Here is a 12187-nt window from a genome sequence, read left to right on the forward strand (position 1 = left end):
GCCACAACACACTTTGTAGCTATGCCTATATTGTAAACTTTAAGCTTACAAAGTTATGTAGTAATAGGTATTACACAACGTATTAAAGACCCCTTACCCACTTCACTTTCAACCTCTATAGTGCCATTGTGCTCTTTAAGTACATTGTAAACTATAGCCATTCCCATACCTGTGCCTTGGCCTACGGGTTTAGTGGTAAAGAAAGGATCGAACATTTGTTTAAGTGTATCAGCGTCCATCCCACAGCCGTTATCTGCCACTTCTATGTAAATATTGTTTTTATTGGCAAACAGTTTAATAGTTACTTTTCCTTGCTGATCGTGCAAGTCATCACAAGCGTGTTTGGCATTAATTAATAAGTTTACAAAGACTTGTTTCATCGATGATATATTACACTGTGTTAGGGGTAACTTTTCAATGTGTAACTCTATAGCACACGTTCCCAGCTGGTTTTCGAGTAGCTTTAGCGTGCCATTTAATGATTCTGTAATATCTGCCATTGTTGTTACGTTGTCTTTTAGGCTCGCAAAGTCGACAAGATTACTAACAATATGAGCGATACGCTCTAAGCCCTCTTGAGTATCATCAACTAAGTCATCAATATCATCCACAATAAAGCTTAAGTCGTTCTCTCGGTTGAGCTGAACTAAAATAGACTCTAACTGCGTTACTGAAATCGATTTATCTACAAATTGTTGAGCCGCCGTCATTAACGAAACCAACACGGGCTTTATAAATTTTATGCTTGCTACATTACTGGTTATGTAAGCAAGCGGATTATTTATTTCGTGAGCCATGCCAGCAGAAAGTGTGCCTAATGTGGCCATTTTTTCACTTTGCATTAAGGTTATTTGTTGGTTTTTGACCGTTTCGAGCTTTTCTTCCAGCTCTTGATTAGCAATAAACAACGCCCGTGTTTTGTCTTCTAGTAGGGTTTCTAATTGATCTCTGGCTGATTTTTCGCGCAAATACGCTTTTTTATAATTGTAGTCGTCTTCAGCCATGGGGAGTCTCATATTTTATTTCAATTAAACACGAATCAAACCCATTATGCATGCACTGGGCATGATTAAGTTTAGCATCAACCCCATAATGAGCCGCAGCACCAAAAATAAGCCCTTCGGCGCACATACAAAGCTGCCGCTTAGAGTTGTAACGCATTAAAATAAACCCGTCTTCAATAATTTGGGCGTCAATTTCAGGTAAATTAGGCTCATGATAAAGCTTAGCGACTTCAACATGGATTACTTTATCAATACTAATAATGAGATCAACAAAACTATTAAAGCTGTCTACTATAGCTGAGTGACGTGCCTTTAAGTGAGAAAATAAATACTCTCCAAAGGCCTTTAATACCTCTGGCATAGACATAGAAAGTGCAGTTGCTACATCTTGTGCCAAACCAACTATTTCTTCATCTGGATAACTTTCTGCAGAAATATAAACACGACCTTCAGGTGCATTTTTTTCAAGTAAGTCGTCCCATGCAGCCATGCCACATTTTTCAATAACCAGTGCCTCAAGCCCTCTAAAGATAACGCCTTTCATGCATGTTCCCTCTATTATCACTTTTAGATTGTTAGCTGCGCCTTCAATTAGTTACAAACGCTCGCTACCTTACGGCTCATATTTACACTAGCGTAGTAAGTCTTACTCTGTAAAATGTCATCATTAAAGTAATAGTAGTTTAGTCGCTTGTAAAACGCCCAAAAAAGTTCGTTATTTGCATGGTCAACATTTAACATTAAGTAAAGTTAAGAAAGCGTGATCACATTCTGCTTTTTACTCTATTGGTGGCAACGCTATTGGCAGGATCGTCTGGCCAAAAATGCTTCGGGTAGCGCCCTTTCATCTCTTTTTGTACCTCGCGGTAACTACTATTCCAAAAATGTGCTAAGTCTTGAGTTAACTGTAGTGAACGCTTGCCTGGAGATAACAACTCCATTAGCAGTGTTAATTTACCGTTAGCTAACATAGGCGTGCTGGTTAAACCATATACTTCTTGCATACGCACACTAAGCTTGGCAGGTCCATCAAGTTGGTATTCAATTTTTATGTTAGAGCCACTTGGTACTGTTAGCCGCAGTGGGAGTAAAGATTTTAGCTCGCTTTGCTGTTGCCAATTAAAACAATTTTGTAGTGCCTCAAAATAATTAAACTTTTTAAGTTGCTCAAGGGTTTTAATATCTTCAAGGTATACCCCTAACCAATCACCTGCTGTTTCAATGAGCTGCTGCTGACTAATAATAGGAAACTGTTCTGGCATCAATTTACTAGCTAAGCACATTCTAATAAGTAACTGCTCACTTTCTTTTTGCTCGTTAAACAGTGAAAAGCCCTGTTTGGCAAACAAACTAAGCCATGCCTTGGTGCGCTCTGTTTTATCAAGCTTATGTTTACTTGGTTGGCTACTAAGGGTAATTTCCCCAAGTTTTACTTCATCTTGATGAATAAACCGAGCGGCTTTTTCATCAAACTCGCAGCGGGTTAACTCAGTGAATAAATACGGTAAATACTCTTTAAGCGAAAATGGATTTAGCGCCGTGGCCGCAAAAATACGCCCGCCTTTATGTCCGCCCATACTGGCAATAGCTATATATTCGTCATTATGCCAGTAGTCAGGGTTTAGTTCAGCCCCTGCCCCATTTGCTAATAAGTAGCCATTACCACGTTTTTTAGCGATGCGATCAGGGTAGGCAAGCGACACTAATAAGCTTAAATGTTCAGTGTTTAAATCTGTACGACTGTCGGTAAATTTTAAGCGTTTGAACCAATAATTTAATTGCTGCTTAAACACCGGATGTGGTCGTTGTTGTTGACTATGCAGTGCTAGGTTGAGCTCATTGGCAGTGCTAACTCGGCTTTCTAGTAAGGCCACTAAATAAATAGCTAAGCGATAAATCCCACTTAACTGTGGTTCTAACATTTGCGCTTTTAATAACATATGCGCTAAGCGAATATCGGCACCAAAGCCCAACATTTTACTACCCAGCGTGGTGAGCTTACCGTTACTATCTATAGCTTCAAGCATAGATAATAAATTAGTAGCTTGGCTGCATTGTTGCTCACTCGGCGGGTCAAGTAAGGTGAGTTCACTAATACTTGCGCCCCACTGCTTCGCCTCAAGCATCAGTTGGCTAATATCTGAGGTAAGAATATCAGGGTTATCGTGGCTGTTTCGTCTTTCAAAAGTTTGTTTGGAACCTAACCGATACACAACCCCTGGTTCTATTCGTCCTGCACGCCCTGCGCGTTGTACTGCCGATGAACGCGATATACTTTGCGTAGTGAGCTCAGTGACACCGGTTTTTAAATTAAAGCTGGCTGCACGGCGCTTGCCGCTATCAACAACAATTCTAATACCTTCAATGGTTAAACTTGTTTCGGCAACATTGGTCGTTAATACTACTTTTCGCATCCCTTGAGGCGCAGGTGAAATTGCAGCTTGTTGATTAGCTTTATCTTGTTCGCCAAATAATGTGGCAACAATACAATCATTGGGCAAGTCGCTCAGCGCTTGCTGCACTCGCAGTATTTCACGCTGGCCGGGTAAAAATACCAGCGCACTGCCTGTTTGCTCATTGAGTGCTTGTTTTATTATTGGTGGAATAGCATCAAGCCAGCGGCTTTCATCTTTTATTGGGCAATATATTTCGTCAATGGGGTAACTTCGCCCGTTTGATTGAATTACTGGGCAATTAAAAAACCCAGTGTAGCGTTCGCTATCAAGGGTGGCCGACATCAACATAATGGTTAAATCTTCACGCAGTGCCGCTTGCGATTCTAAAGCAAAAGCCAGTGCGGTATCTGCTGCGATGGAACGCTCATGAAACTCATCAAAAATAAGTAAATCAACATCACTAAGCTCAGGATCATTTTGTAACATGCGCGTAAGCATGCCTTCGGTAACTATTTCAAGGCGAGTTTGTGTGCTGACTTTACTTTCACCTCGCACCCGTAAACCGACACTTTGCCCTAGCGTTTCGTTTTGGCAGTGCGCTAAATAGTTAGCAATATTTCTTGCTGCCAAGCGCTGCGGCTCTAACATGACGATGCGCTTATAATGCCCATCGCGCATAAGCTGTAATGGCAACCATGTTGATTTACCAGCACCAGGCGGCGCTTGCAGTAAGGTGATTGGGTTGGCTTTTAAAGCATCAATGAGTGAAGTATATATTTCTTGAACCGGCAGCACGCTATTTACCCTAAATTACTTTGCCGCCATTGTAGCAAAAATTAGCAGTTATTTATGCAGAGTACGACTATGTGCTTGGCTGATCATTTCGTCTAACGTTTTAGCCTCTTGCTGCTGCGCTTTATTTTGATCAGCACGATGCCTATTACTCACTATCCCTTCTATGCCTTTGGTGAAGCTCATTTGCTTAAAACAAGCTTGCTGCTGACGTAATTCATCTTGCTGTGAATCATCAATGCGCGCTTGTTGCTGCGTCGATAAGCCAGACAAAATACGCTTCATCCCTGATAAATTTTGTAAGCTCAGCGCCGAGCTCATTTGCTGGTTTTTATCCATACTGTTTATGTGCTGCTGAAGTTGCGATAAACGTTGCTGCTCTAGGTTACTTCTTTGTTGTAACTGAGTTTGCTCGGCCAGCATTTTATCTAATTTTTGTTGTTGTAATCCTAAAAATTTATTAAGCATTCAGTTTACCCATCACTGCATTTAATTGAGTTATTGACTGTGAAAAATCCACTTGTTCGTTCAACCCTTGGCATAGAAATGATTCGATTTGTGGATACAAATTTACCGCACTGTCGAGTTCCGGTTCTTTACCTGCCTGATACGCCCCTAAAGGAATAAGCTCATGCACTTGCATGTAGCGGCTATAAAGTTTTTTCAATTTATAACAAAAACTTAGCTGCTCATCACTTACTATATTTGGCATTACTCGGCTAATCGATGAACCAATATTAATGGCCGGATAGTGGCCCTTTTCTGCTAAGGTGCGATCCAATACTATATGGCCATCAAGAATTGCTCGGGCATTATCGGCTATTGGATCTTGTTGATCATCGCCTTCAGCTAATACTGTATAAATGGCGGTCATGCTGCCTTTGCTTTTTTCACTATTACCGGAACTCTCAACCAGCTGGGTTAATTTACTAAATACCGATGGCGGGTATCCTTTGGATGCAGGCAGCTCACCTACCGATAAGCCAATTTCTCGCTGTGCTTGCGCATAGCGGGTTAATGAGTCCATCAACAGCAATACATTTGAATTTTTATCTCTAAAATAAGCCGCCAATTTATGGCTAAGCTCGGCCGCTTTAATACGCAGTAAAGGGGAATCGTCTGCTGGGGATGCTATTACGATGGCTTTTTTTAAGCCTTCTTTACCTAGGCTTTGCTCAATAAAATCTTTTACTTCCCAACCACGCTCACCGACAAGGCTTACAATAACCACATCGGCAGAGGTAAAGCGGGTCATCATGCCAAGCAACTTACTTTTACCTACACCCGAACCTGCAAATAGCCCCAAACGCTGGCCTTTTCCCACACTAAATAAGCTATTAATAGCGCGAATACCCACATCTAACGGCTCGATAACGCCTTTGCGCTCCAGCGGCGTTAAAGAATAATCGTTACCCAATTTACTGGCGCTTTTTGTACTGTCTTGTTCAAGTGGGCCTAAGTTATCAATCGGCTGCATTTGCGCATCAAGCACACGCCCTAATAACTTTTCAGAAATAGCCACATGGCTGTTTTTTATAACTGGCCTAACGCGTCCACCTGAATATAAATTTTGAATTTTTTTTAGTGGCATTAAATAGGCTTCATCTTGATTAAAACCTACTACTTCAGCGTCATACCAGTGACCATCAACACTTTCTACTTGGTATTTTTCACCCATAGCAAATTGCCCACCGGTAGCGGTAAGCGTTAAACCATTAACTCGTGTTAAACGGCCATAGCTTTTAACTAATTCAGGCGGGGTTAGCGCTTTCAGCGCAGACTTTAAGCTGGTATGTAAAGGGTTAGTCATGCGGCTGTGCTTTTAAAATTTCAGGTATCACTTCATCCAGTAGGCTTTGTAATCGCTCTGAAAAAGAAAATCGATGTGTTTGTTGCTCTGCCACCAGTTCAACATCTCCACTGATCAGAGCTTCGTCAAAATAAACCGGCACTAAAAACTCAGCTAAACGTGCATCATCAAAACAGTGACGATCAGCCCCTGATAACATAACTTTTGTTACTACATCGCGATTGCTAAGCAAGGTAATGGCTTTTTCAATAAGCTGCGCGCGTATTTCGGGGCGTACTTTTAGCTCGCAGTCAATAACGTGCTCAGCCAAGGTACTTATCATTAAAGCAAGGTCTTGTTTAAACTCATCATTAAAGTTAAGTAGCTCATTATTAGCTTTATCAAATAAAGTGTTAAAACGTTCAATAAGCTGTGTTTTTTGCGCTTCAAGACGCTCAGAAACACGCAACTCTATTTGTTGCTCCATTTGTTGCTCTAATTCGCTTTGCTTATTGGCAGCCCCTTGCGCGAGCCCTTCTTCATAGCCCTGCTGTAAACCAACACGCTGAGCAGCATCTAAACGCTCTTGCAGCGTTTGATGTTGCTCATTTTTATTTAAAGTGGGAAACCTAAATGCTTGACTCATAGTTAGCCTGCAGTCTCTTCTTCAAATAAGCGATATTCAATATCACCTTGTTTACTCATGTCTCTAACTATCGACATAATTTCTTTTCTGGCGGCAATCACTTTGCTCAGTGGTTGCGCGCTTAAACCATCAATTTGCTGCTGGTAAACTTGCGCTAAACGTTTAGGTAGTGCACCTAAAACACGCGCTAAAAACTCGCTGTTTACACCCTTTAACGACATAGTCCATAACTCATCAGGAATGTCATTAAGCAACAAGGTTAGTGTCTCGTCTGTTTGCTTGATTAAGCCATCAAAGTCGTACATTTTCTCTTGTATTTCATCAGCTACGTTAGTGTTATGTTTTTTCATTAGTTCGATAATTTGGCTCTTATTACCGTTGTAACGATTCATAATTTCTACCGCTTTATCGACACCATTCACTTGTGCGCCTACTTGGCGGCCAACAAACTCAATACACGACTCAAGCGTTAAGCGCACATCATCAATAACGTGTTCGCTCACTTCACGAAGACTGGCAATTCGATATAGTAAATCATCATGCTTCGATTCTGGAAACAGTACAATAATGGCTGAGGCTTGCTCTGGGGGTAAAAAGGCCAAAAACAGCGCTTGCATTTGCACATGTTCCTGATCTAAAAAGCGTACAATAAGCTCTGGCGGTATCCACTCTAAACGACGTAAATCGTCATTCATTGCACCACCATAAATATCATCAAGCATAGTTTTGGCAAGCTTACGGCCGACAGCTTTATCAAGTGCTCGCTCTAAATACACACGCGACGCGCCATTGACGCCACTTTCATTGCGGTAGCAATCAAAAAATTCACTCAAGGTGCCTGCAACATCCTGTTGAGTAACGTTTGAAATTTTAGCCATGCGCTCAGAAATAGCCTGTACTTCACGGCGGCCTAATTTACGAATAACACTGGCGGCATTTTCCTCGCCCATACTTAGCAATAAAATAGCGGCGCGATCTAACGCCGGTAATTGTGAGCCTTTATCAAGCTTTTCTTGATTCAATTTCAACTCCTTGTTCTACCCAATATTTTATTACCGACGTGACACGCTCGGTTTCTTTATTAGCAAGTAACTGCATGTGCGCTATTTGTTCTTCAAAGTCATTGCCTATTTGCGGTAACGACATATTTTGATGCTCACTTACGCCCTCTTTGGCAGTTAAGTTTTCTATTTGCGATTTAGCATTAATGGCGTCATCAAGCGGACTGCTTTGTCTTTCTGTTGTAGAGGCTGATTTAACCTCATTATCAGCGGTTGCCATGGCGTTGTTTGCTTCGTTACTTTTACCTTTTATTAAGTGATTAACTAAAGGGCGCACACCAAATAAAATCAGCAATAAACTAATTAAAGTACCCACAATATAACGGGCATACTCTTTAAGCTCGGGCATTTGCCACCATTCAAGACCTTCACCTGGGGCTAGTATTTTTTGTTCTACAAAGGCAAAGCTAGTTATGTTGAATTGATCGCCGCGTGCGTCGTTAAACCCCGTGGCCTTTTTTACCATTTCACCTAATGAAGCCAGCTTTTCTTCGCTCCAGCCATCAGCTGTTCCAGCTACTTGCTCATTAATAAGTACCGATAAGCTCATGTTTTTAATGCGGCCTACTTCAAATTGGGTGTGAGTCACTGAGCGACCATTTTCAAACTGTCGTTTACTCTCATTTCGTTGTGAAGTTCGCTCGTTGTTTTCATCTTCAGCTTGTTCGTTAGGCACAGGTGGCTCATTAGCTAAAGAGCCCGGAATACCAGCCGCCAGCTGATCTAGGGTGCTATCAGATTTAATAAACTCTTGTGTTAATACATTTTGTGGGTCAACCATTTCGCGTGTTTCTTCAACCACACTAAAATCAACATCACTAGAAACCTGAATTCTAAAATTACCTTCACCCAAAATTGGCAACAACATAATAGAGGCGCGTTGCTCTATGTTGCGCTCAACTTTTTCAATAAAGGCGAGCTTTTTATCGGTTTCTTTGCCTACTGGAGTGGTATCAAATAAGTCGCCGCTGAGTAATTTACCACGCTGATCCACCACCGACACAGAACGAGAATCAAGCCCAGGCACACTGCCAATAATCAGTGCAATAATGGCTTCCACTTGCTCTGGTTTAAGTTCGTGTCCTGGCGCTAAATCAACCATCACAGACGCTGCGGTTTTTTGCTCAGTACGCCCTACAAATAAGCTGCGCTTAGGGACTGCCAAGTGCACGCGCGCATTGCGTATGCCTTGCATGTTAATAATGGTGCGTGCCAACTCACCTTCCAAGGCATGCTGGTATTGCATAGATTCGATAAATTGACTGGTGCCCATAGACACTTTGTCGCTAATATTCTCAATACCCTCAGGCATAGAGGCTTTTATTCCTCTCGCCGCCAGCGTGATTCGCGCATCAGCCAATTTTTCTTGGGGCACTAAAATATTACCGCTATCGGTATCTATGCGGAACGTGATTTGTTCTTTATCTAAAATTTCTAAAATATTGGCTTTATCGTAGCTTTCTTGATTACCGTAAAGCGGTACGTAGTTTTTAGCCGAGGTCCATAAAATAAGGACTATAGTAGCCGCTACTAATGTCGCTAGTAGAGCAATGGTCGCGACACTTCTATCACCTGAGTTGCCGAAGTTTAATTTGTTGGAGAGATTAACCACTCTTTCTTTTAGGTTGCTCTCATTTTGCTCAGGTACTTTTGCTAATTCTCCTTTCATATTAGCCTCTACAGTGACATGCGCATGACATCATCAATGCCATTGAGCACTTTATTGCGCATTTCCATCAGCATAGAAAAACTAAGCCCCGCTTTTTGACTGGCGATCATCGCGCCTACCACATCTTCACTTTCACCAGTATCAACGGCTTTAACCATTTCACCGGCAATATTTTGTTGGGCGTTGATAGAGCGAATAACATGCTTAAAGTCTTCACTAATATTTACATTTTGATTACTGATAGCAGCCGGCTCTATGCTCTCTGGACCTGCAATTTTTTGCATGTCCATCATTTTGCCCAGCATCATTTGTTGACTTTCAATTGGCGACATTCTTTTTTTCCTTCAAATTATGCAATTGCATCAATATCAATACCGCATTCACGCATAGCGGCAATTTTGTATCTTAATGCTCGGGTAGTTACGCCAAGCGCCTGTGCTGTTTGAGTACGATGACCTTTAAACCGACTCAATAAACTGTATATATAATCAAACTCCGCCTGCTTTTTATTCTCCTTTAACTGCGTGGCACAAAAAGCCGCCGCTGCAGGTGAACATTGCGGTAAATTTAAATCTTCAACCTGAATTTCAACACCTCTGGCCATCACTAATGCACGTTGAATCACGTTTTCAATTTCTCGTACATTGCCCGGCCAGTTGTAACAAAGCATCACATCTTCTGCTTGTTTACTAATATGGAACTCAGAGTTGCCGTATTTTTTGATAAAGTGGTAAGCCAATGGAATGATGTCATCAACACGATCCCGAAGTGCAGGCCAACTAAGCGGTAATACATCTAAACGGTAAAATAAGTCTTCACGAAAAGCGCCTTGCTCAACTTGTTCACGCAATATGCGGTTAGAGGCGGCAATAATGCGTATATCTAATTTTATTTTTTGATGACTGCCGAGTCTTTCAACTTCTCGCTCTTGTAATACGCGCAGTAATTTAGCTTGTAAATCCAATGGCAGCTCAGTAATTTCATCCAGTAAAATAGTACCGCCATTGGCCAGCTCAAATTTACCTGGCTGAGCATTTACCGCACCGGTGAATGCCCCCTTATTAAATCCAAATAACATGGCTTCAAGCATATTTTCAGGAATAGCGGCACAGTTAACCGCAATAAATAGCTTATCTTTACGGTCTGAGGATTTATGAATAAAGTGCGCTAACTTCTCTTTACCTGTTCCCGATTCGCCGGTAATTAACACCCCTGCCGATGTTTGGGCAGCTCGATTAGCTAAACGCAGTACTTGTTGTGACTTAGTTGAAACAGCGATTAAATCTTCAAACCCATGCTTCATTGAATCAGTGTTTCTGATTGTTTTTTTAAGCTGCTCAGCAAAGAAAGGTTTTAATAAGTAATCAACAGCGCCACCGTTATTAATAGTTTTTGAAGCAATTTCACTTTGTGAAGAATCGACTAACGTCACAATTTGCGAAGTGGGGCATGTTTTACGCAGTAATTTTACTAATTCAACCAGTTCGAGTTGTTGTGTATCTGCATCAACAAACACAAGCTCTGGCTTACTTATAAGGCAGTGGCTAACCGCATCGCTGATGGAGTTTGTATGCAGAAACTTAAAATTTTCGGCAAATACAACTTGCTGAATCTCAGGCGTTGGCTGCTGCTCACTGATCCATAAAAGGTATCTTTGACTCATATTTTTCCTTTGCAGTGCAATTAACTTGAGTGTCGGAAAAGACGAACTAAAACACGGCGATTAGACGATGCGCCCTGCTCCGAGTTTTTTATAATGGGATAGCGTTGACCATGCGCTCTTACTTCTAACATGTCTTTGGGTAAGCCAAATTCAATGAGTCTGGCAGCTACGTCATCTGCTCTTTCTTTTGAAAGCAACCGATTTGACAGCGGCGAGCCCGTATTATCTGTGTGGCCATCAACTAGCACTTTACTTACGCGACTGTCTAAAGAAATGTAACGCACTAAATCTTTTAAAAATTTAAGATCTTTAGCCGTTGTTACTGTGCGCTGCCCACTGGCAAACTGTAATTGATGATCGCGTGCTTGCTCCCAAGAAAGCGGTGATAAATTAGCTAAACACTGTTGATAATCGGCAACTATTTCATCGCTATGGGTATTAGTAAAGGTCAGGCGAAGTTGTTCATCACCAAAGCTTACTAGCGTGTCTAACCAACCGCCTTGTTTAATCACACGAAGTAATGCGGTCATATCGGCAGAAAATTGCACCTTGTTATCTTCGACATTAGAGGATACAAAGTTCACGGCAGTAAGAATGGTATCTGCAGATTGCCAATCTGCTTTACGAGATAAAACGTGTAAACCTACTATTGGTTTATCTTGTAAAAGCCAAGTAAATTCTAATTGTTGAGTTTTTGCTGGGAGGGTTTTTACTTCAAGTAACGCATAATTATCAAAGCGCTGTTTGAGTGAACACGCAAACGGGTTACTACTTACTGACCAAATAGAGCTTTCGTAGTTTTGCACCAGGTTTTGCTCTGATGTGTGTCCCTGCGAGGACATAAACACAGCACAGGGCAATGCAAATTTAATCAGCTGAGTTAATCTATTCATGTATATTCCGTATAAAGTTAAATAGAACAATTAAGTTTTTTAAATCAATAGCGAAATACAACAAATACAAACACAGTATTAATGAATATCACTAAGTTAATGTAACCCCACGATCGTAGCGATAGCCTTAGACTGGGAGCTTTGCGTCCTATGCTTTCGCATAGTTTGCCATTTAATTTACTTAAGCATTATTTTAAACCAACATAAAAACTAGTAACTATGTACAATAAAAACAACAGACTATAGTTAAATATCATTAAATGCAAATATTACT

The 12187-nt window shown here is 41.2% G+C and carries 11 protein-coding genes and 1 riboswitch; all 11 genes read right to left on the reverse strand.

Annotated elements, in window-relative coordinates:
• Positions 1 to 53 precede the first annotated feature (53 nt).
• Positions 54 to 1004, reverse strand: coding sequence for a sensor histidine kinase (locus tag DK924_RS15125; RefSeq protein ID WP_109875576.1), 951 nt, complete (start codon positions 1002 to 1004; stop codon positions 54 to 56).
• A complete protein-coding gene (locus DK924_RS15130) occupies positions 997 to 1548 on the reverse strand; it encodes a heme NO-binding domain-containing protein (RefSeq protein ID WP_109875577.1) in 552 nt (183 codons plus the stop codon). The genes DK924_RS15125 and DK924_RS15130 overlap by 8 nt, the downstream gene beginning before the upstream one ends.
• 220 nt (positions 1549 to 1768) lie before the next feature.
• Positions 1769 to 4195: an ATP-dependent helicase HrpB gene (gene hrpB / locus DK924_RS15135; protein WP_109875578.1), complete on the reverse strand. Its 2427-nt coding sequence runs from the start codon at positions 4193 to 4195 to the stop codon at positions 1769 to 1771.
• 48 nt (positions 4196 to 4243) lie between these two features.
• Positions 4244 to 4660: a hypothetical protein gene (locus DK924_RS15140; protein ID WP_010391201.1), complete on the reverse strand. Its 417-nt coding sequence runs from the start codon at positions 4658 to 4660 to the stop codon at positions 4244 to 4246.
• A complete protein-coding gene (locus DK924_RS15145) occupies positions 4653 to 6002 on the reverse strand; it encodes a FliI/YscN family ATPase (protein ID WP_109875579.1) in 1350 nt (449 codons plus the stop codon). The genes DK924_RS15140 and DK924_RS15145 overlap by 8 nt, the downstream gene beginning before the upstream one ends.
• Complete coding sequence (locus tag DK924_RS15150) at positions 5995 to 6627, reverse strand: FliH/SctL family protein (protein ID WP_109875580.1); 633 nt, start codon at positions 6625 to 6627, stop codon at positions 5995 to 5997. Before DK924_RS15150 ends, DK924_RS15145 begins: the two co-directional genes overlap by 8 nt.
• A 2-nt stretch (positions 6628 to 6629) precedes the next feature.
• On the reverse strand, positions 6630 to 7649 hold the full coding sequence (locus tag DK924_RS15155) for a FliG C-terminal domain-containing protein (RefSeq protein WP_010391197.1): 1020 nt from the start codon (positions 7647 to 7649) through the stop codon (positions 6630 to 6632).
• Positions 7630 to 9357, reverse strand: a complete 1728-nt coding sequence (fliF, locus tag DK924_RS15160) for a flagellar basal-body MS-ring/collar protein FliF (protein ID WP_109875581.1) — start codon at positions 9355 to 9357, stop codon at positions 7630 to 7632. The genes DK924_RS15155 and fliF overlap by 20 nt, the downstream gene beginning before the upstream one ends.
• A gap of 8 nt (positions 9358 to 9365) precedes the next feature.
• Positions 9366 to 9689 carry a flagellar hook-basal body complex protein FliE gene (locus tag DK924_RS15165; RefSeq protein WP_010391195.1) on the reverse strand — a complete coding sequence of 108 codons (324 nt, stop codon included), beginning with the start codon at positions 9687 to 9689 and terminating at the stop codon, positions 9366 to 9368.
• A gap of 17 nt (positions 9690 to 9706) precedes the next feature.
• Positions 9707 to 11020 (reverse strand): sigma-54 dependent transcriptional regulator, encoded by a 1314-nt coding sequence (locus DK924_RS15170; RefSeq protein ID WP_109875582.1) that lies wholly within the window; start codon positions 11018 to 11020, stop codon positions 9707 to 9709.
• 20 nt (positions 11021 to 11040) lie between these two features.
• Entirely contained in the window at positions 11041 to 11913 is an 873-nt protein-coding gene (locus tag DK924_RS15175; protein WP_109875583.1) for an OmpA family protein, read from the reverse strand.
• A 97-nt stretch (positions 11914 to 12010) separates the two neighbouring features.
• Positions 12011 to 12093: riboswitch (cyclic di-GMP riboswitch) on the reverse strand.
• Positions 12094 to 12187 lie beyond the last annotated feature (94 nt).

Source organism: Pseudoalteromonas sp. meg-B1 (assembly GCF_003173795.1).
GTDB lineage: Bacteria > Pseudomonadota > Gammaproteobacteria > Enterobacterales > Alteromonadaceae > Pseudoalteromonas > Pseudoalteromonas undina.